Source organism: Actinomadura sp. B10D3, assembly GCF_039871695.1.
Classification (GTDB): Bacteria; Actinomycetota; Actinomycetes; order Streptosporangiales; family Streptosporangiaceae; genus Spirillospora; species Spirillospora madurae.
The window spans coordinates 116727-136122 of the sequence record NZ_JBDPLY010000004.1; the positions used below are offsets into that span (position 1 = coordinate 116727).

Consider the following 19396-nt stretch of genomic DNA (forward strand, 5'->3'; position numbering starts at 1 on the left):
CCGTTCATCTCTGAACGTGACCGTCTCCCCGCGGACGTCCTCCCTCTCGGTTAATAGTCACCCGTGCCGCGGTCGTTTCGCCACCAGCGTCAGCACGTCGTACTTGGCGACGGACGCCCCCTCCTGGTTCGTGACGTCGGTGTCCCAGCGGACCTCGCCGTAGTCGGCGCCCTCGCGCGGCGTGATCTGCTTGGCGGTCAGCGTGACGGTGAGCTCGTCGCCCGGCTTGACCGGTGTGAGGAACCGCAGGTTCTCCAGCCCGTAGTTGGCGAGGACCGGCCCGGGGGCGGGGTCCACGAACAGCCCGGCCGCGAACGACACGACGAGGTAGCCGTGCGCGACGCGCCCCCCGAAGAACGGGTTGGCCTTCGCGGCCTCCTCGTCCATGTGGGCGTAGAAGGTGTCGCCGGTGAACTCGGCGAAGTGCTCCACGTCGCCGAGGGTGACCGTGCGGGGCCCGCCGGCGGCGGTGTCGCCGACGCGCAGCTCCTCCAGGTGCTTGCGGAACGGGTGCTCGTCGGTGACGGTCCGGTCGGTGCCGGGGACCCAGCGCCCGGTGATCGCGGTGAGCATCGCCGGGCCCGCCTGGACGGCGGTGCGCCGCATGTGGTGCACGACCCCGCGGATCCCGCCCATCTCCTCGCCGCCGCCGGCGCGGCCGGGGCCGCCGTGCACGAGCGGGGGCAGCGGCGACCCGTGCCCGGTCGACTCCTTGGCGTCCTCGGTGTTCAGCACCAGCAGCCGGCCGTGCCAGGGCGCGGTGCCGAGGACGACCCGGCGGGCGAACTCGGCGTCGCCGGTCACGATCGACCCGGCGAGGCTGCCGCGGCCCCGCGCCGCCAGCTCGACCGCCTGCTCGGCGCCGTCGTACGGCAGCAGCGTGCTGACCGGCCCGAACGCCTCGACCTCGTGCGGCTCGGCGCGTCCGGGGTCGTCGGCGCGCAGCAGGATCGGGGAGATGAAGGCGCCGCGCTCGGCGTCCGCGCCCACGACCTCGACGCGCTCGGGGTCGCCGTACACGACGCGCCCGGCGTCCATGAGGGACTTGAGGGAGCGCCGGACCTCGTCGCGCTGGTCGAGGGTCGCGAGGGCGCCCATCCGCACGTCCGGGTCGGCCGGGTTCCCGACCGTGACCTTTGCCAGCCGCTCGCGGACCGCCTCGGTCACGTCGTCGATCAGCTCGGACGGGACGAGCGCGCGGCGGATCGCCGTGCACTTCTGGCCCGCCTTCACGGTCATCTCCGTGACGAGCTGCCTGACGTAGAGGTCGAACTCCTTCGTTCCGGGCGTCGCGTCCGGCCCGAGGACGGAGCAGTTGAGCGAGTCGGCCTCGGCGTTGAACCGGACCGCGTTCGCCACGATCACCGGGTGGGTGCGCAGCAGCCGCGCGGTGGACGCCGACCCGGTGAACCCGACGATGTCCTGCTCGGTGAGGTGGTCGAGCAGGTCCCGCGGGTCGCCGCACACCATCTGCACCGAGCCCTCGGGCAGGATGCCGGACTCGACGACCAGCTCGACCAGCCGGGCCGTCAGGTAGGCGGTCTGGCTCGCCGGCTTGATCAGGCTCGGCACCCCGGCGAGGAAGGCGGGGGCGAGCTTCTCCAGCGGCCCCCACACCGGGAAGTTGAAGGCGTTGATCTGCACCGCGACGCCGTGGGACGGCGTGCACAGGTGCTGCGCCACGAACGTGCCGCCCCTGCCGAGCGGCTCGACGTCGCCCTCGACCAGCACCCTGTCGTTCGGCAGCTCGCGCTTGCCCTTGCTCGCGTAGCCGAACAGGACGCCGATGCCGCCGTCGACGTCGAACTTCGAATCGTTCAGCGTGGCGCCCGTCCTGGCCGACAGGGCGTACAGCTCCTCCCGGTGCTCTCTCAGATGGGAGGCGAGGGCCTTCAGCAACGCCGCGCGCTGGTGGAACGTCAGTTCTCTCAATACCGGGCCGCCGGTCGACCGCCCGTACTCCAGGGCGGCGCGCATGTCGATCCCCGCCGAGGAGATGCGGGCGACCTCCTCCCCGGTGACGGCGTCGTGCAACGGCGCCCCCTCGTCCTCCGGTGCACGCCATGAACCCGACACGTAACTGCGCAGCACGACCACTGGGACCTCCTCGTCCATATCTCCTGACCATTCTTGCCACCTCCCGGCCACGTTCACGCATCGCAGAGGTGACAGCCGGGCCGGGGGCGGTTTGTGTACTCGCTGCCTTCAGCCGCGCGCCGCCGGGGGCAGGGCGACGTCCCAGGCGTCCTGGCGGACCTCCACGTGGGCGGAGCGGCGCAGGCCGTCCAGGAGGTCCCGCCATCCGTCCGGCCACTCGGCGGCGGGGCCCGCCTGCCGGACGAGGGCGACGGCGAGCAGGTGCGACACGGCGTCGTCGCGTCCGGCGAGGAGCCGGGCGGCGGGCAGCAGCCGCGCGGTTCCCCCTTCCCTGCGCATGCCGTAGCCGCCGAGCGCGGAGAACAGGCGCCGGTCGGCGATCCTGGCGGTCAGGGCGGGACGGTCGCGCAGGAGGTCCGCCACCGCGGCGAGCTCGTCCGAGATCCGCTCGGCCCGGGTGCCGTCCTCCGCGAGCCGCCCGGAGTCCAGCGCGGCCTCGACGGCCTGGGCGATGTAGAGAGGCCGTTCGGCGAGCATCCGCACCACGCGGCGGGCCAGCGGCGCGTGCCGATGGCCGGCCGGAAGGTTGCTGATCGTCTGCGCGATGGACACCGCACGCGAGCGTGCCCGGTCGCCCGGCTCGGCGGCCAGGAGGGAGCCCAGCACGTCCAGGGCCTCCTCGCCCACCGAACCCGCTCTCACCAGAGCGTTCAAGACGGAGAGCTCCGCGTCCCCGGCCGGGTCGGCGGGGTCGGCGACGGCGGTGAACACCGTGTCGAAGCCCTCGGCGTACCACGGGGCCCACGCGGCGAACGCCTTGGACGCCCGGAACCGGACGCCGGGACCGTCCGCCGCCGTGCCGAGGCGCCGGACCAGGGCGGCCAAGGCGGGACGGTGCGCGGGCGCGTACTCCGAGGGCGCGGCCTGGAAGAGCGCGCGCAGCATCGGCTCCGACGCGTACGGGCCCGCGGCGTCGCCGAGCGCGGCCGGTGCACGCGGGTCCTCCGGCATGTGGCGCAGGGCGGTCGCGACGGCGATCCGCACGTCCCGGTGCAGGCCGGGGTCGTTCCACGCCTGGAGCAGGGCGTCCGCGGCGCCCGGCGGCCGCAGCCTCTCCAGGAGCCGGGCGGCCTGCTTGCGCGCGGTCACCTTCCCGTCCGGTCCGGTGAGCGCCTCGGCGAGGACCGGCCCGAGGAGCGACGGCCGGACCGACGCGCAGCACTGTCCCAGGGCGGCGGTCGCCACCGGCGAGCGGTCTCCCCGGGCGTGCCGCAGGAGCACCGGCAGGGCGTCGGCGGGCCGGTCGGTGGCCGCCATCGCCGCCAGGGCGGCCTCGGCGAGGACGGTGTCGTCCCGCCGGCCGGCCAGGGGGGCCAGATCCTGGAGGCCGTCCGGCAGCAGGCCGAGCGAGGCCACCGCCTCGGTCCTGACGGCGGCCGGGAGCCGCTCGTCCCGCACGGCCGCGGCGAGCGCCGCGCGCACCCGCTCGATCTGGGCCGGTGTCCAGCGGCCCGCGTCCTGTCTCCCGACCCGCGGCGCCCATTCCGCCGTCTCGAACCGTCCCGTGCGGTCGCCGTCGAGGACGGGCGAGAGCAGGTCGGTGCGGCGGCCGGCGACGGCCCGCCAGACGCCGGGGAGGACGACCGCGGACGCGTCGGCCGCGAGCAGCTCGGCCGCCCGCCGCTCGCGCCGGGCGGGATCGGCCAGCCACAGGCCGGCGGCGCGGCGGGCGACGTCCTCGGGCGCGTCCAGGATCGCGGCGCGCAGGCCGTCCTGGACGTCCGGCAGCGCGAACGCCCGCCGGCCGAGCGCCCCCGCCAGCGCGACCACCGCCGCATGGCCCCGCAGGCGGGGGCGTAGAACGTCGACCAGATCGCGCTCCCGCCCGCGTGGCAGCACGCAGTCGAGTCGGTGGCCGTCGAGCACCTCCGTCCCGTGCACGGCGACGAGCCGCGCGTAGGCGTCCAGCGCCCAGCGGGTGAGCGCGGGCGACCCGGAATGGGCCAGGACCCGGTCCGCGAGACCGCGCAGCGTCCGCCGGGCGGACGCCGAGGAGTCGCGCGCGTCGACGACGGCGCCGGCGAGGTCGGCGAAGGGCCCGGCGAGCGGGTCGTCCAGGAGCCGGGCCGGCACGGAGGCCAGGGCGGCGAGCAGCTGCTCGCGGTGCGGGTCGCGCTCGTGCCGCGTCCGCCGCACCAGTTCGGCGACGAGGTCGTGCAGGAGGGCGGGGTCGCCGGTGCGGACGGTCAGGTCGATGAGGAGGCCGCGGGCGAGGCCGCGCCGCCTCGGGTCCCCTTCGAACGCCGCCTCCCGGACGGGTCCGACCGCCTCCGCGTAGGAGAGGTGGGCCGTGATCTTCAGCGGGATCTCGGGATCGTCCAGCCTGGACCGCGCCAAATGCCACACCGAGCCGTGCCATTCGAGCATCCGGAGCGCCTCACCGGCCGCCTGCTCCGGCGGGAGGAGAAGCAGCAGTCGGAGGGCTCCCAGCCCTCTGTACCGATCGGGGGCGCGTTCCTTCGCGGCGTCGTACACCTCGGCCCTGCGGCGCGGTGGTACATGCTGGAGCAACTCACGCAACCGGTACGGGTCACCCGGGAGGAACTCGCCGAGCTCCTCCGGCGGAAGACCGCCGACGTTGTCGAAATACGCGCGCGGAAGGCGGTTCCGGCGCCCGGTGAGGCGGACCAACCGGGCGGCCCGGACCACGTCCACCCGGAACAGGGACGTGACGAGCGCCTGCGGGAGCTGCCGCACGGCCCACGGGGACCGGGGCCTTTCCAGCAGATCCAGCAGTCCGGCGGGGTCACGGCGGCCCAGCGCCTGGAGTCCCGCCCTGCACCGCCGCCAGAAGGCCCATTCCGGGACCCGGTCGCGGGCACGGGCGAGGAACGGGCCGGGGTGGCGGTCGGCGAGGGCCCGCCACGCGGTGACCGCGTGCTCCAGTTCGGGAAGGAGCCGCGCGACCGTCTCCCCGGTGCACGCGGGCAGCAGCGCCGCGGCCTCCCGGTCGCCCCAGCGGGCGCGCACGTCCGGGAGGAGCCGGTCGGCGAGCGCCGCGCGGCGGGAATGGCGGAGCATCCGGTAGAACGCACGGCGCAGATCGGCCGGCGCGTCGTCCAGGACCGCCGCGGCGGCGCCGTCGGAGACGGGCAGCGTGCGGACGGCCCGCAGCGCCGCGCGCCGCAGCGCCATGTCGGGCCCGGCGAGGACGCCCTCCACGTACGGAAGGTCGCGTGCCGCCATGGCCATGTGCAGGGCCGTGCGGCGCTCGTGGCGGCCGCCCGCGGACAGGGCGGCGAGGAGATCGCGGAGTTCGGGCGTCCCGGCGAGGCGCCGGGCTCGCAGTGCCAGCTCCCGCATGCGCAGCGGGCAGGGCAATGTTTCGAGGGCCGGTTCCAGCACCGGCTCGGCGGGGCTCAACGGCCCGGGCGGAGACCGCCCTTCCTGAAGATCATGGGGTCGATCATGGCCGACGCGGGGCGGATCCGGCAAGCGCACGTTGCTGAAATACTCGTGACCATGACATATGTGGCGGACACCGACAGGTACGAGCGGACTCCCTACCGGCGGTGCGGGCGCAGCGGGCTGCTGCTGCCGGCGATCTCGCTCGGCCTGTGGCACAACTTCGGCGACGACCGCCCGCTGGACGTCCAGCGGGCCATCCTGCGCCGCGCGTTCGACCTCGGCGTCACGCACTTCGACCTGGCCAACAACTACGGCCCGCCGTACGGGTCCGCGGAGATCAACTTCGGCCGGATCCTGCGGGAGGACCTCGCTCCGTACCGGGACGAGATCATCATCTCGACGAAGGCCGGGTACGACATGTGGCCGGGACCGTACGGTGAGTGGGGGTCGCGCAAGTACCTGCTCTCCAGCCTCGACCAGTCGCTGCGCCGGATGGGCGTCGACTACGTCGACATCTTCTACAGCCACCGGTTCGACCCGGAGACGCCCCTGGAGGAGACGATGGGCGCGCTGGACCGGGCCGTCCGGTCCGGGAAGGCGCTGTACGCGGGCATCTCGTCCTACTCGCCCGAGCGCACCGCCGAGGCCGCGGCGATCCTGCGCGACATGGGCACGCCGCTGCTGATCCACCAGCCGTCCTACTCGATGCTGAACCGCTGGATCGAGGGCGGGCTGCTCGACACGCTCGAACGCGAGGGCGCCGGCTGCATCGCCTTCTCGCCGCTGGCGCAGGGGATGCTGTCCGACAGGTATCTCGACGGCATTCCGGAGGGCTCCCGGGCCAGCAAGGGCACCTCGTTCTCCTCCAGCCTGCTCACCGAGGAGAACCTGCGGCACGTCCGGAAGCTGAACGAGATCGCCAAGGAGCGCGGGCAGTCGCTCGCCCAGATGGCGCTCGCCTGGTCGCTGCGGGACGGGCGGGTCACCTCCGCGCTGATCGGCGCGAGCAGCGTCGCGCAGCTGGAGGAGAACCTCGCGGCCCTCGACCGGCTCGACTTCAGCGCGGACGAGCTCGCCGCGATCGACCGGGACGCGGTCGAGGCGGGAATCAACATCTGGGCGGCCTCCAGCGCCGGATGACCGCGCTCCGGCGTGCATCGGCCCCGCACGCATCGACCGGGTGCGCATCGACCAGGTGCAATGGGGCACGACCAGCACATGGACAGGGACGGGTCCGGCCGGCACGACGGCGGACCGCGGGGCGACGAGCCGCTGCACGCCCGCAGCGCGCTGCGGCTGCGGGCGGTCCTGTCCGCGGTGGCGCTGGTGGCCGCGGTCGCCGCCGCGATGGTCTTCGCCGTCGGCGCGGAGGACGACGGCACGTGGGCTGCGGCGGGCATCTGCGCGGCGGTCGCCGTGATCGCCGCGATCGACCTCGTCGTCATCGCCCGGCGCACCCGGCACTGAACCGCTCCCGCTCCGGCCGTGCTCAGCGGCCGGAGCTCAGTGGCGGTGGTCGGGGGCGGCGGCCTCGGGGTTGGCGAGCAGCCAGCCGATCCGGTCGCGGCTCTCGTCGTCGGTCGGGGTGTAGACGACGAGCCGGGCCCCCTGGGGACGCGGTGATGTCCATGCTCGTGGTGCGCGTGCGGATCTCCCCCACCGCCCGGTGCCGGAAGACCGCGACGAGCCCGGGCGCCGTCTCCTCGAAGTTCACGGCGGGGTTGCAGCACGGCGGGAGCGTGAACGCCATCCACATCGAGTTGCGCTCGCACGGCCCGGCCGTCGCCACGTGCGGCAGGATCGCCGCGTAGGCGGCGTTCCACGCGAGGATGTCGCAGCGGTCGTTGGCCACCGTGGCGGGCATCGGCACGAGCCCGTCCAGGATCGCCTGCATGTCGGCGGGCGGCCGCGGCGAACGTCAGTACCCGCTCAGCCGGGCGCGGGCGGCCTCCACCGCGGGCGGGACGGGGCGGCGGGCGCCGGCGACGGAGGGCAGCGCCCGCGCCGCACCGGCCAGCGCGGCGCGGCCGTCCCGGCTGCCGAGCGCGGACGCGGCGGCCCGCGCGACCACCGGGAGCGGGCGCCGCAGCCACGCGGTCAGCAGCCGGTTGCGGGCCTGCCGGCGCCGGCGGGCGGCCGGGTCGCGGCCCAGCGCGGACGGATGGTGGTGGACGACCAGTTCCGGGACGTAGGCGAGCCCCCACCCGGCGGCGGCCAGGTCGAGCGCGAGCAGTTCCTCCTCGCCGCCGAAGTGCAGGACGTCGGAGAAGCCGCCGGCGTCGAGGAAGGCGTCCCGGCGGACGATGACGGAGCAGGCGAGGAACCCGAGGACGGCCGGTCCGGGGAGCCCGTCCGGGCGGCCGAGCGGCGCGCGGGCCATCTCCTCCGACACCGGCTCCGGCCGCTCCTCCTCGCCGACGAGGATCCGCGCGGCGAGCAGCGCCGTCCGGGGGTGGGCGTCGAGGATCTCCACGGCCCGCTCCAGGGCGCCGGGCGCCCACCAGGAGTCGTCGTCGGCGAAGGCGACGTAGGGAGTGGCGGCGAGCTGGGCCCCCGCGTTGCGGGCGGCGGCGCCCCGGTTGCGCGGCAGCCGGAGCACGGTGGCCCCGGCCGCCTCGGCCACGGCCGGGGTGCCGTCGCGGGAGGCGTTGTCCGCCACGATCACCGGGGCCGCGTGGCGGCGGAGGCTGCGGCGCAGCTCCCCGGCGCGGTCGCGGGTCGCGACCACGACGGTGACATCGGCGTTCGTCGGGTCGGGCACGGTGGGTCTCCTAGCTGACGTAGCGGCGGGCGGTGGATTCTCGCTGGGACGTCTCCAGGCTGCGGAGCCGGTCCTCGACGTCGCGCGGGAGCGTCCTGCGCTCGCGGGCCACCCAGGCGAAACCGGCGGCGGCCTCGGCGAGGGCGGCGGCCGTCACGCGGTCGCGCGGCAGGGTGCGCAGCAGGCCGGCCGTGCGGCGCACGGCGGTGGGCAGGGGGCGGCGCAGCCAGGTGAACCAGAGCGTGTTGCGGATGCCGTGGCGGCGCCGGAGACGGGGGTCGCGGAGCGGGGACGGCTCGTGGTGGACGACGACGTCCTCGGCGAAGCACAGATGCCATCCGAGCGCCATCAGGTCGGCGCTGAGCAGCTCCTCCTCGCCGCCCAGCCAGAGCCGGGCGGAGAACCCGCCGGCCGCGCGGAACGCCTCCGTCCTGACCATGGACGCGCCGGCGAGGAACGACCCGAGCGCGGGACCCGGCAGCCACGGCGGCCCGGGGACGGGCGAGTGCCGCAGCTCCGGAACGATCGGGTCTTCGCGGCCGCCGGGCTCGACCAGGATCAGCCCGGTGACCACGGCGAGCCGCGGGTGCGCGTCCAGCAGGCGGGCGGCGCGGGAGGGCGCCTCCGGTTCCCACCAGGTGTCGTCGTCCCAGAACGCCATGTACGGGGTGCGGACGTGGTCGGCGGCGAGGTTGCGGGCGACGGCGCCGAGGTTGCGCGGCGACGGGATCAGGACCGCCTCAGGGAACTCCGCGGCGACCGCCTCGGCGGTCCCGTCCCGCGAGGCGTTGTCCACCACGACGACCGGCCCCCGCTCCCCGATCTCCCGCGCGCGGGAGAGGACGGCGCGCAGGGACCGGCGGCGGTCCCGGGTGATCACGACGATGGTGAAGCGCATGAATCCGCGAGTACCCGCCGGATTCCGGTCTATGTGTGCAAATACCGCATGACCTGCTACTTCGACTAACTGCGACTTTTCTGACTTCGGAGTTTAGGTCCACGGTTCTCGGCAATGCCGAAATCACCTATAGGGAATTCACATCCCCGGCGAGACCGCTCGAGGCCGGTGTCTGCGACGAAGGCACCCGCCGGATCACCGGACGCTGCACCGAAACGGGGCTCCCATGCGCGTGCTCGGAATCAATGCGATCTTCCATGACCCGGCCGCGGCACTGGTGTCGGACGGCACCGTCGTCGCCGCGGCCGAGGAGGAGCGTTTCAGCCGCCGAAAGCACGGGAAACGCCCGGTGCCGTTCTCCGGATGGGAACTGCCAGAGCAGGCCGCCCGGTGGTGCCTGGAGTCGGCCGGACTCGAACCCGGCGACCTCGACGCCGTCGCCTACTCCTACGACCCCGCCCTCGTCGAGCCCGGTCTGGACGGCCACGACGCGCAGTGGGAGCGGCTGCGGACCCTGTACGCGCGGCGCGCGCCGAACTTCCTGGCGACGGCGCTGCCGGGGCTCGACCCCGGGATCGTCCGGTACGTCCCGCACCATGTGGCGCACGCCGCGTCCGCGGCGCTCGCCGCGCCCCGGCCCGGCGACGGGGACGTGCTGGTCCTCGACGGCCGCGGCGAGTCGCACTCGCACCTGGCCGGGACCTACGAGGGCGGCGCCCTGACCCCGCTGCGCGCCCAGCGCCTCCCGCACTCGCTGGGCCTCATGTACGAGGACCTCACCGAGCACCTCGGCTTCCTGCGCTCCAGCGACGAGTACAAGGTCATGGCGCTGGCGTCCTACGGCGAGCCGCGCTTCCTGGACGAGCTGCGCGAGCACGTGCGCGCGACCGCCGACGGGGGCTTCGCGGCCGCTCCGATCGACTGGGGCGCCCTCGCGAAGGCCCGCCCGCCGGGTGGCGAGTGGAGCCGCGACCACGCCGATCTGGCGGCGAGCGTCCAGGCGCGCCTGGAGGAGGTGCTCCTCGACCTCGCGGCATGGCTGCACGGGCAGACCGGCTCCCGCCGGCTCATGCTCGCCGGCGGCGTCGCGCTCAACTGCGTCGCGAACACCCGCCTGGCCGAGGCCGGCCCCTACGAGGACATCTGGGTCCAGCCCGCGGCCGGCGACGCCGGGACGTCGCTCGGCGCCGCCCTCCACGTCGCCCGGTCCGGCGGCGACCCGCTCGCGGCGATGCGGGGCCCGGACCTCGGCCGGCAGTGGGACGACCGGGAGATCGCCGCCCGGCTCGACACCGCCGGGATCCCCTACGCGCGGCCGGACGACCTCGCCGCCACCGTGGCGGACGCGCTGGCCCGCGACGAGATCGTGGCGTGGTTCCAGGGCCGCTCGGAGTTCGGCCCCCGCGCGCTCGGGCACCGCTCGCTCCTCGCCCACCCCGGGCACGCGGGCAACGTCGAGCGCCTCAACGACGTCAAGGGCCGCGAGCAGTTCCGGCCGATCGCGCCGATGGTCGCGCTCGGGCACGCGGCCGGGATCTTCGAGGGGCCGCTGCCGAGCCCGTACATGCTCTTCGTGCACCGGGTGAGACCGGAGTGGCGCGAGCGGATCCCCGCCGTCGTGCACGTGGACGGCACCGCCCGCATCCAGACGGTCGCCGCGGAGGACGAGCCGCTGGCGCACCGCCTGCTGGAGGAGTTCCGCCGCCGCACCGGCCTGCCCGTCCTGGTGAACACCAGCCTGAACACCGCCGGCCGCCCCATGGCGGACGACCCGCGTGACGCGCTGGAGTGCTTCGGCTCCGCGCCGGTCGACCTGCTCGCCATCGGGCCGTTCGTGGTGAGGCGCCGGGAGGTGCACGCCCGATGAACCACACCGTGGTCATCACCGTGGTCATCCCGACGCTCGGCAGGGAGAGCCTGCGGCTGACCCTGCACGCGCTGCTCGCCGCCCCGGGGGACGGGGCGGGACCCGCGCCGCGCGAGATCATCGTGGTGGACGACCGCCCCGCGCCCGGCGCGCCGCTGCCGCTGCCGCCGTCCGCGGGGCCGGAGATGCGGGTGATCAGGTCCGGGGGCCGCGGGCCCGCCGCCGCGCGCAACGCCGGCTGGCGCGCCGCCACGACGCCGTGGGTCGCCTTCCTGGACGACGACGTCGTGCCCGAACCGGGGTGGCCCGCCAGGCTGGCCGCCGACCTGGCCGCCCTGCCGCCCGAGGCCGCCGGCTCGCAGGGCCGCGTCACCGTCCCGCTGCCGGACGACCGGCCGCCGACCGACTGGGAGCGCAACACCGCGGGGCTCGCGGACGCCGACTGGATCACCGCCGACATGGCCTACCGCCGCCGCGTCCTCGCCGGCCTCGGCGGCTTCGACGAGCGGTTCCGCCGCGCCTACCGGGAGGACGCCGACCTCGCGCTCCGCGCGCTGGACGCCGGCCACGCGCTGGTCCGCGGGGAGCGGCGGGTGACCCACCCGGTCCGTCCGGCCGGGTTCTGGGCGTCGGTGCGGGCCCAGGCCGGGAACGCCGACGACGTCCTCATGTGGCGCGTGCACGGCACGTCCTGGCGTACCAGGGCCGGTGAGGGCCGGGGGCTCCTCCGCCGCCACGTCCTCACCACCGCGGCGGGGCTCGCCGCCTTGGCCGCCATCCCCGCGGCACCTCGCGCCAGGGGCGGCGCGGCCGTCGCGCTCGCCGCCGGAGCCGCCTGGACGGCGCTGACGGCACGGTTCGCCGCCGAGCGGATCCGGCCGGGCCCGAAGACACCCCGCGAGGTCACGACGATGCTCGTCACCAGCGCCGTGATCCCGCCGGTCGCCGTCCGGCACCGGCTCCGGGGACTCGCCGTCCACCGCCGGGCACGGGTCTGGGGCGGGCCGCGGGCCGTGCTGTTCGACCGCGACGACACCCTGATCAGGGACGTCCCCTACAACGGCGACCCGGGCCGTGTCGAGCCGATGCCCGGCGCCCGCCGCGCCCTCGACCGCCTCCGCCGGCACGGCGTGCGGATCGGCGTCGTGTCCAACCAGTCGGGCGTCGCCAAGGGGCGCATCACGGCCGGCGACGTGCGGCACGTCAACGCCCGCGTCGAGGAGCTCCTCGGCCGCATCGACGTGTGGGAGTTCTGCCCGCACGACGGCGGCGACGGCTGCGGGTGCCGCAAGCCGCGCCCGGGCCTGATCGAGCGCGCGGCCGAGCGGCTCGGCGTGGCGCCCTCCGACTGCGCCGTCATCGGCGACATCGGCGGCGACGTCGAGGCCGCCGCGGCGGCCGGGGCGCGCGGCATCCTCGTCCCGACCGGCCGGACCCGCGCCGCCGAGATCGCGCTGGCCGCCGAGACGGCGCCGACGCTGGACGCCGCCGTCGATCTGGTCCTCGGCGGAAGGCGGTACCGATGAGGGTCCTCGTCGCACGCCAGGACAACCTCGGCGACGTGCTGCTCGCCGGGCCCGCCGTGCGGGCGGTCGCCGGACGAGCCGACGAGGTCGTGCTGCTCTGCGGGCCGCGCGGGCGCGCCGCCGCCGACCTGCTGCCCGGCGTCGACCGCGTCATCGAGTGGCGCGCGCCCTGGATCGACCCCGACCGCGTCCCCGTCGAGCGGGCCTCGATCGACGGGCTCGTCCAGGATCTGCGGGGGTTCGACCGGGCGCTGATCCTCACCTCGTTCCACCAGTCGCCGCTGCCGCTCGCGCTGCTTCTGCGCCTCGCGGGGACGCCCTGGATCGGCGGCATCAGCGAGGACTACCCGGGCTCGCTGCTCGACCTCCGGCACCGGCCGGACACCGACGTCCCCGAACCGCTGCGCATGCTCGCGCTCGCCGAGGACGCCGGTTTCCCCTCCCCCGCCGACACCCGGCTGCGCGTCCGGGATCCGCTGCCCGACACCGGCCACCTCACCGGCGGGCCCGGCTACGTGGTCGTGCATCCGGGCACGTCCGTGCCCGCGCGCGCCTGGCCGCCGGGGCACTGCGCCAAGGCGGTGCGGCTGCTGGCCGAGGCGGGGCACCGGGTGGCCGTCACGGGCCACCGGGACGAGAAGGAGCTCACCGCGCACGTCGCCGGAGAGGACGGGCTCGACCTCGGCGGGCGCACCACCTTGCCGGAGCTGGCGTCCGTGCTGGCGGGCGCGCGCGCCGTCGTCGCCGGCAACACCGGTCCCGCGCACCTCGCGGCGGCCGTGGGCACGCCGGTCGTGTCGCTGTTCGCGCCCACCGTGCCGGCGGCGCGGTGGGCGCCGTTCGGCGTCCCGCTGGCGCTGCTCGGCGACCAGCGGGCGCCGTGCCGGGACAGCCGGGCCCGCGAGTGCCCGGTCGACGGGCACCCGTGCCTGGCGTCGGTCGGCGCGGAGGAGGTGGCGGCGGCGGTGGAGGTGGTCGCCAAGGCCCCGCCGGCCGCGGAGGGGGTGCCCGCCCGATGAGAGTCCTGATGTGGCACGTGCACGGCTCGTGGGCGACGTCGTTCGTGCACGGCCCGCAGACCACGCTCGTCCCCGTCACCCCCGGCCGCGGGCCGGACGGCAAGGGCCGCCCCGACACCTTCCACTGGCCCGACCGCGCGATCGAGGTCCCGCCGGAGCGGCTCCGCGACGAGGACGTCGACGCGGTCGTCCTGCAGCGCCCGCACGAGCTGCGGCTCGTCGAGAAGTGGCTCGGGCGGCGCCCCGGGAGGGACGTCCCCGCGGTCTACGTCGAGCACGACACGCCCCGCCGCACCCCGTCCGACATCGGGCTCCCGGAGGAGGTCGTCCCGGACAGCCGGCACTTCCTGCACGACCGCTCCGACATCCCCGTCGTGCACGTCACCCACTTCAACCGGCTGTTCTGGAACTGCGGCCGCGCGCCGACCACGGTCATCGAGCACGGCGTCGTCGACCCCGGCTACCGGTACACCGCCGGCATGCCGCGGGCCGGCGTCGTCATCAACGACCCGCTGCGCCGGGGCCGCGTCTGCGGCACCGACCTGCTCGCCGAGCTGGCCGCCGCCGTCCCCCTCGACCTGTTCGGCATGAACGTCGCGGGCGTCCCGGACCGCCTCGGCATCCCGCCCGAGTCGCTCTGGACGTTCGAGGACCTGCCGCAGGCGAGCATGCACGAGGAGCTCGCCCGCCGCCGCGTCTACGTCCACCCCTACCGGTGGACGTCCCTCGGCCTCGCCCTGATCGAGGCCATGATGCTCGGCCTGCCCGTGGTGGCGCTCGCCACCACCGAGGCGGTCGAGGCGGTGCCACCGGAGGCCGGGGTCCTGTCCACGCGCGTCCCCGCCCTGGCGGACGCGGCGCGGGCCCTGGCCGCCGACCCGCCGCACGCGCGCCAGATGGGCAAGGAGGCGCGGGCCTTCGCCGTCGAACGGTACGGCCTGCCGCGCTTCCTGCGGGACTGGCGGCGAACTCTCCAGGAGGTAATGCGATGAGGATTGCCATGATCTCCGAGCACGCCAGCCCCCTCGCCGCCGACGGCGGCCTCGGCGGGGCCGACGGCGGTGGGCAGAACGTGTTCGTCGCGGAGCTGGCCACCGAGCTCGGCCGCCAGGGGCACGACGTCACCGTCTACACCCGGCGTGACTCCTGCGACCTGCCCGAACGGGTGCGGCTCGCGCCCGGCGCGACCGTCGAGCATGTGCCGGCGGGCCCGCCCGAGCCCGCCGCCAAGGACGACCTGCTCCCCTGGATGCGCGACTTCGGGACGTACCTGGAGCGGCGCTGGGCGGCGGACCCGCCGGACGTCGCGCACGCCCATTTCTGGATGAGCGGCCTCGCCGCGGTCCAGGCCGCGCAGCCCGCCGGGGTGCGGCGCGTGCCGGTGGTGCAGACCTACCACGCGCTCGGCACCGTCAAGCGCCGCCACCAGGGCGGGAGGGACACCAGCCCCGTCTCGCGCATCCGGCTGGAGCGCGCGATCGGGCGCGCCGCCGACACCGTCATCGCGACCTGCTCGGACGAGGTCGCCGAGCTGGCGGCAATGGGCGTTCCCCGCGACCGCGTCCGGGTGGTGCCGTGCGGGGTCGACCTCGGCCTGTTCACCCCCGAGGGCTCCGCATCGGGCGGGGACGGGCCGCACCGGCTGGTGGTGCTGTCCCGGCTCGTCGAGCGCAAGGGCGTCGACACGGCGATCCGCGCGCTGGCGCACCTCCCCGACGCCGTGCTCACGGTCGCCGGCGGCCCGCCGCAGGACGAGCTGAACCGCGACCCGGAGGTGCGCAGGCTGCGGAAGGCGGCGCGGAACGCGGGCGTGTCCGCACGGGTGGAGTTCCTCGGCAGGCTCGGCCGGGACGCGGTCCCGCCGCTGCTGCGGTCGGCGAGCCTCGTGGTCGCACTGCCCTGGTACGAGCCGTTCGGCATGGTGCCGCTGGAGGCCATGGCCTGCGGCGTCCCGGTGGTGGCGAGCGCCGTCGGGGGCCACCTCGACACCGTCGCCGACGGTGTCACCGGGGCCCTCGTCCCGCCGCGCGACCCGGACGGGGCCGCCGCGGCCATCCGGGCGCTGCTGGACGACCCGGCCGCGCGCGCCGCGATGGGCCGCGCGAGCGCCGGCCGGGCGTGCGAGCGGTACTCGTGGGCGCGCGTGGCGGCCGACACGGCCGAGGTGTACCAGCGCGCCGCGGCGCTGAGCGGGGTGGCCGCCTGATGACCGCCGAGCCGAGCCTTCCGACCCGCGCGTCCACCGTCCACGACCGGCGGCTGGAGGCGCTCGCCGAGGCGGCGCTGCTGTTCCGCGAGCGGGTCCCCACGATCGAGGCCTGGGGGCGCCGGCTGGCCCTCGTGCTGCGCGCCGGCGGGCGGCTGCTGGCCTGCGGCAACGGCGGCAGCGCCGCCGAGGCGCAGCACCTGACCGCCGAGCTCGTCGGCCGCTTCGAGGACGAGCGGTGCCCGCTGTCGGCGATCGCGCTGCACGCCGACACCTCCTCGTTCACCGCGATCGGCAACGACTACGGGCCGGTCAGCGTGTTCGAGCGGCAGGTGCGGGCGCACGGCCGCCCCGGCGACGTGCTGGTGTGCCTGTCGACCAGCGGGCGCAGCCCCAACGTGGTCGCGGCGGCGCGCCAGGCCCGGCTGCTCGGGATGACCGCGTGGGCGCTCACCGGGCCGGGCCCGAACCCGCTCGCCGAAGCGTGCGACGACGCGGTCTCCGTGCGGGCCGGCGCCACCTCCACCGTCCAGGAGGTCCACCTCGCCGCGATCCACCTGCTGTGCGGGGTGCTCGACGAGGCGCTCGGGGCGACCCGGTGACCGCGCCGCTGGTGGTGGTCGGCGACGTCCTGCTGGACATCGACATCGTCGGCAGCAGCAGCCGGCTCTGCCCGGACGCACCGGTCCCCGTCGTCGAGCAGGCCGAGGAGCGCCCCCGCCCGGGCGGCGCGGGCCTCGCGCCGCTGCTGGCGGCGGCCGGGGGCCGGGAGGTGGTGCTCGTCACCGCACTCGCCGACGACGAGCCGGGCCGGCGGCTGCGCGCGATGCTGGAGGACCACGTGGAGGTCGCCGCGTTCCACCTGCACGGCGGCACGCCCTGCAAGCTGCGCATCCGGTCCGGAGGCCAGTCGGTGGCACGCCTGGACGCCGGGGAGGGGCAGGCCCTCGACGGGCCCGTCGGTCCGCGCGTCGCCGACGCGATCGCGGGGGCCGGCGCCGTGCTGGTCGCCGACTACGGCCGCGGCGTCGCCCGGCACCGCGCCGTCCGGTCCCTGCTGGAGGACCTGCCCGCCGGCGTGCCCGTCGTGTGGGACCCGCATCCGCGCGGCGAGCCGCCGGTGGCGGGCACCCGGCTGCTCACCCCGAACGAGGAGGAGGCGGCCCGGCTCGCCGCCGCGGACGGCGCCGACATCGCCGGCTCCGGACTGTCGGCCGCCGGGCGGCGCGGCCGGTACCTCGGCCGCTCCCGGGGCATCGAGGGCGTCGCGGTGACGCTCGGCTCCGCGGGCGCCCTGCTGTGCGACGGGTCGGAGGCGCCGTTCCTCGCCCCGGCCCGGCCGGCGCGGGGCGACACGTGCGGGGCCGGCGACAGCTTCGCGGCCGGGGCCGCCGGAGCGCTCGCCGACGGCGCCGGCCTGGCCGCCGCCGTCACCGAGGGCGTCCGCCAGGCGTCGGAGTTCGTCCGGGCCGGCGCCGCCGCGGCCGTCGCGGTGCGGCTCGCCGAGTCCGGCACCGCCCGGCTCGTGCCCGAGCGGGGCGAGGACGCGTGGGACGTCGTCGAGCGGACGCGGCGGGCGGGCGGCACGGTCGTGGCGACCGGCGGCTGCTTCGACCTGCTGCACGCGGGCCACGTCAGCCTGCTGCAGCAGGCGCGGCGGCTCGGCGACTGCCTGATCGTCTGCGTCAACTCCGACGCGTCCGTGCGGCGCCGCAAGGGGCCCTCGCGCCCGGTCACGCCCGCCGCCGACCGCGTCCGGGTGCTGGAGGCGCTCAGCGACGTCGACGCCGCGCTGGTGTTCGACGACGACACCCCCGCGACCCTGCTGGAGCGGCTGCGCCCCGACGTGTGGGTCAAGGGCGCCGACTACGCCGGGGCGGACCTGCCCGAGGCCGAGACCGTCCGGGCCCACGACGGCGAGGTGGTCCTGCTGCCTCTGCTGGAAGGGCGCTCCACCACGCGCCTGCTGTCCACGACGAAGGGAAACGCGTCATGAACGTCCTCATCACCGGCGGCGCCTCCGGACTCGGCGCGGCCGTCGCGCGCAGGATCGCCGAAGACGGCGGCCGGCCCCTCGTCCTCGACCGGCACCCGCCGAAGGACGACGTCGAGCACATGCAGGCCGACCTCGCCGACCGCCGCTGCGCGGAACGCGCCGTGCACGGCCTGGCGCGCGCCGCGGGCGGGCTGAACGCAGTCGTCACCGCCGCCGGGATCGACGCGTGCGGGACGCTCTGCGAGGTCCCGGCCGAGGACTGGGAACGGGTCGTCCAGGTGAACCTGCTGGGCACCGCCGCCGTCGTCCGGGCCGCGCTCCCCTACCTGGAGAACGAGCCGCACGGGCGGGTCGTCACCGTCGCGTCGACGCTCGGGTTCCGTGCCGTGAGCGACGCCACCGCGTACTGCGCGTCCAAGTTCGGCGTCGTCGGGTTCACCCGGGCGCTCGCCGCCGAGATGACCGGACGGGTCGCCGTCACCATGGTCGTGCCCGGCGGCATGGACACCGCGTTCTTCGACGGCCGCGCCGACCGGTACAAGCCCGGCCCGGACGCCAGGCTGAACCGTCCGGAGGACGTCGCGGCGACCATCGTGTTCGCGCTCTCCCAGCCGGCCGGCTGCGAGGTGCGCGAGCTGGTCGTCTGCCCCTCCGAAGAACCGTCGTGGCCGTAGAAGGCCTCGGCACCGCCGACCGGGCGCTCGTGCTGCGGGCGCTCGGCCTCGGCGACCTGCTCACCGCCGTGCCCGCGCTGCGGGCGCTGCGGCGCGGGATGCCGCGGGCGCGGATCACGCTCGCCGCGCCGGCCGCGCTCGCGCCGCTCGCCCGCGCCACCGGCGCCGTCGACGGCGTCCTGCCCGCGTCCGGCCTGGACGCCCCGCTGCGGCACGCCGGCCCCGTGGACGTGGCGGTCGACCTGCACGGCAGCGGACCGCAGAGCCACCGGCTCCTCGCGGGCCTCGTCCCGGGCCGGCTGCTGGCGTTCGCCTGCCGCCCGGCCCACCCGGGCGGGCCGGAATGGGACCCCGCCGAGCACGAGGTGGACCGATGGTGCCGGCTCGTCGCGGCGTACGGGTTCGACGCCGACCCCGGCGACCTGGACCTGCCGGTCCCCGCCGAGCCGTCGCCCGCGCCGGGAGCCGCCGTCGTCCATCCGGGCGCGGCGTTCCCGGCGCGCCGGTGGCCCGCGGAGCGGTTCGCCGCGGTGGCGGCGGCGCTGCGGGACGCAGGGGAGCGCGTCGTCGTCACCGGCGGGCGCGGCGAGGCGTCCCTCGCCCGCCGCGTCGTCCGGCTCGCCGGGCTGGACGGGGCGGCCGACCTCGCCGGCCGCACGTCGCTGCCGGAGCTGGCCGCGCTCGTCGCGGCCGCCCGGCTGGTGGTCTGCGGCGACACCGGCGTCGCGCACCTCGCGACCGCGTTCCGCACGCCGTCGGTGCTGCTGTTCGGCCCGACGCCGCCCGGCCGGTGGGGACCGCCGGACCGCGCCGAGCACCGCGTCCTGTGGGCGGGACGCCGCGGCGACCCGCACGGGCACGAGCCCTGCCCGGGGTTGCTGGAGATACCCGCGGAGCGGGTCGTCGAGGCCGCCGGGAGAGCCCTCGCCTGCCAGAACCGATGA

At 76.3% G+C, this 19396-nt stretch carries 16 protein-coding genes and 1 tRNA gene; 11 read left to right on the forward strand and 6 right to left on the reverse strand.

Annotation, left to right across the window (positions count from 1 at the left end; all coding sequences use genetic code 11):
- Window positions 1-57 precede the first annotated feature (57 nt).
- A complete protein-coding gene (gene paaZ, locus ABGB11_RS09035; protein WP_347630788.1) occupies window positions 58-2115 on the reverse strand; it encodes a phenylacetic acid degradation bifunctional protein PaaZ in 2058 nt (685 codons plus the stop codon).
- Window positions 2116-2205: 90 nt separating this feature from the next.
- Window positions 2206-5520 carry a HEAT repeat domain-containing protein gene (locus ABGB11_RS09040; protein ID WP_347630790.1) on the reverse strand — a complete coding sequence of 1105 codons (3315 nt, stop codon included), beginning with the start codon at window positions 5518-5520 and terminating at the stop codon, window positions 2206-2208.
- A 99-nt stretch (window positions 5521-5619) separates the two neighbouring features.
- Between ABGB11_RS09040 and mgrA the strand changes: the two genes are divergently transcribed.
- Entirely contained in the window at window positions 5620-6645 is a 1026-nt protein-coding gene (mgrA, locus tag ABGB11_RS09045) for an L-glyceraldehyde 3-phosphate reductase (RefSeq protein WP_347630792.1), read from the forward strand.
- A 60-nt stretch (window positions 6646-6705) separates the two neighbouring features.
- The gene (locus ABGB11_RS09050) at window positions 6706-6972 is read left to right on the forward strand and encodes a DUF6343 family protein (protein ID WP_347630794.1); all 267 of its coding nucleotides are present in this window, start codon (window positions 6706-6708) and stop codon (window positions 6970-6972) included.
- Between the two features lie 22 nt (window positions 6973-6994).
- Here ABGB11_RS09050 and ABGB11_RS09055 read toward each other — a convergent pair whose 3' ends face one another.
- The 4 genes from ABGB11_RS09055 to ABGB11_RS09070 all read right to left on the reverse strand — a co-directional run bounded on the left by ABGB11_RS09055 (window position 6995) and on the right by ABGB11_RS09070 (window position 9621).
- Window positions 6995-7399, reverse strand: a complete 405-nt coding sequence (locus ABGB11_RS09055) for a hypothetical protein (RefSeq protein WP_347630796.1) — start codon at window positions 7397-7399, stop codon at window positions 6995-6997.
- 24 nt (window positions 7400-7423) lie between these two features.
- Window positions 7424-8266, reverse strand: coding sequence for a glycosyltransferase family 2 protein (locus ABGB11_RS09060; protein WP_347630798.1), 843 nt, complete (start codon window positions 8264-8266; stop codon window positions 7424-7426).
- A gap of 10 nt (window positions 8267-8276) precedes the next feature.
- Window positions 8277-9164: a glycosyltransferase gene (locus ABGB11_RS09065; protein ID WP_347630800.1), complete on the reverse strand. Its 888-nt coding sequence runs from the start codon at window positions 9162-9164 to the stop codon at window positions 8277-8279.
- Window positions 9165-9562: 398 nt separating this feature from the next.
- Window positions 9563-9621: transfer RNA gene (locus tag ABGB11_RS09070), tRNA-OTHER, on the reverse strand.
- Between the two features lie 117 nt (window positions 9622-9738).
- Between ABGB11_RS09070 and ABGB11_RS09075 the strand changes: the two genes are divergently transcribed.
- Genes ABGB11_RS09075 through ABGB11_RS09115 form a run of 9 tightly spaced genes read left to right on the forward strand, consistent with a single transcriptional unit; the run spans window position 9739 to window position 19396 of the window.
- On the forward strand, window positions 9739-11031 hold the full coding sequence (locus ABGB11_RS09075; protein WP_347631314.1) for a carbamoyltransferase C-terminal domain-containing protein: 1293 nt from the start codon (window positions 9739-9741) through the stop codon (window positions 11029-11031).
- Window positions 11028-12557, forward strand: coding sequence for an HAD-IIIA family hydrolase (locus ABGB11_RS09080; protein ID WP_347630802.1), 1530 nt, complete (start codon window positions 11028-11030; stop codon window positions 12555-12557). The genes ABGB11_RS09075 and ABGB11_RS09080 overlap by 4 nt, the downstream gene beginning before the upstream one ends.
- Window positions 12554-13576, forward strand: a complete 1023-nt coding sequence (locus ABGB11_RS09085; protein ID WP_347630804.1) for a glycosyltransferase family 9 protein — start codon at window positions 12554-12556, stop codon at window positions 13574-13576. The genes ABGB11_RS09080 and ABGB11_RS09085 overlap by 4 nt, the downstream gene beginning before the upstream one ends.
- A complete protein-coding gene (locus ABGB11_RS09090) occupies window positions 13573-14568 on the forward strand; it encodes a glycosyltransferase (protein WP_347630805.1) in 996 nt (331 codons plus the stop codon). The genes ABGB11_RS09085 and ABGB11_RS09090 overlap by 4 nt, the downstream gene beginning before the upstream one ends.
- Window positions 14565-15782 (forward strand): glycosyltransferase, encoded by a 1218-nt coding sequence (locus ABGB11_RS09095; RefSeq protein WP_347630807.1) that lies wholly within the window; start codon window positions 14565-14567, stop codon window positions 15780-15782. Before ABGB11_RS09090 ends, ABGB11_RS09095 begins: the two co-directional genes overlap by 4 nt.
- Window positions 15782-16384 carry an SIS domain-containing protein gene (locus ABGB11_RS09100; protein WP_347630809.1) on the forward strand — a complete coding sequence of 201 codons (603 nt, stop codon included), beginning with the start codon at window positions 15782-15784 and terminating at the stop codon, window positions 16382-16384. Before ABGB11_RS09095 ends, ABGB11_RS09100 begins: the two co-directional genes overlap by 1 nt.
- Window positions 16381-17778, forward strand: coding sequence for a PfkB family carbohydrate kinase (locus tag ABGB11_RS09105; protein WP_347630811.1), 1398 nt, complete (start codon window positions 16381-16383; stop codon window positions 17776-17778). The genes ABGB11_RS09100 and ABGB11_RS09105 overlap by 4 nt, the downstream gene beginning before the upstream one ends.
- Window positions 17775-18452, forward strand: a complete 678-nt coding sequence (locus ABGB11_RS09110; protein WP_347630813.1) for an SDR family oxidoreductase — start codon at window positions 17775-17777, stop codon at window positions 18450-18452. The genes ABGB11_RS09105 and ABGB11_RS09110 overlap by 4 nt, the downstream gene beginning before the upstream one ends.
- The gene (locus tag ABGB11_RS09115; protein WP_347630815.1) at window positions 18443-19396 is read left to right on the forward strand and encodes a glycosyltransferase family 9 protein; all 954 of its coding nucleotides are present in this window, start codon (window positions 18443-18445) and stop codon (window positions 19394-19396) included. Before ABGB11_RS09110 ends, ABGB11_RS09115 begins: the two co-directional genes overlap by 10 nt.

Coding starts and splice junctions, on each gene's coding strand:
- paaZ (WP_347630788.1), bottom strand. CDS start 2,115: ATGGACGAGGAGGTCCCAGTGGTCGTGCTGCGCAGTTACGTGTCGGGT.
- mgrA (WP_347630792.1), top strand. CDS start 5,620: ATGACATATGTGGCGGACACCGACAGGTACGAGCGGACTCCCTACCGG.
- ABGB11_RS09050 (WP_347630794.1), top strand. CDS start 6,706: ATGGGGCACGACCAGCACATGGACAGGGACGGGTCCGGCCGGCACGAC.
- ABGB11_RS09055 (WP_347630796.1), bottom strand. CDS start 7,399: ATGCAGGCGATCCTGGACGGGCTCGTGCCGATGCCCGCCACGGTGGCC.
- ABGB11_RS09065 (WP_347630800.1), bottom strand. CDS start 9,164: ATGCGCTTCACCATCGTCGTGATCACCCGGGACCGCCGCCGGTCCCTG.
- ABGB11_RS09080 (WP_347630802.1), top strand. CDS start 11,028: ATGAACCACACCGTGGTCATCACCGTGGTCATCCCGACGCTCGGCAGG.
- ABGB11_RS09085 (WP_347630804.1), top strand. CDS start 12,554: ATGAGGGTCCTCGTCGCACGCCAGGACAACCTCGGCGACGTGCTGCTC.
- ABGB11_RS09090 (WP_347630805.1), top strand. CDS start 13,573: ATGAGAGTCCTGATGTGGCACGTGCACGGCTCGTGGGCGACGTCGTTC.
- ABGB11_RS09095 (WP_347630807.1), top strand. CDS start 14,565: ATGAGGATTGCCATGATCTCCGAGCACGCCAGCCCCCTCGCCGCCGAC.
- ABGB11_RS09100 (WP_347630809.1), top strand. CDS start 15,782: ATGACCGCCGAGCCGAGCCTTCCGACCCGCGCGTCCACCGTCCACGAC.
- ABGB11_RS09110 (WP_347630813.1), top strand. CDS start 17,775: ATGAACGTCCTCATCACCGGCGGCGCCTCCGGACTCGGCGCGGCCGTC.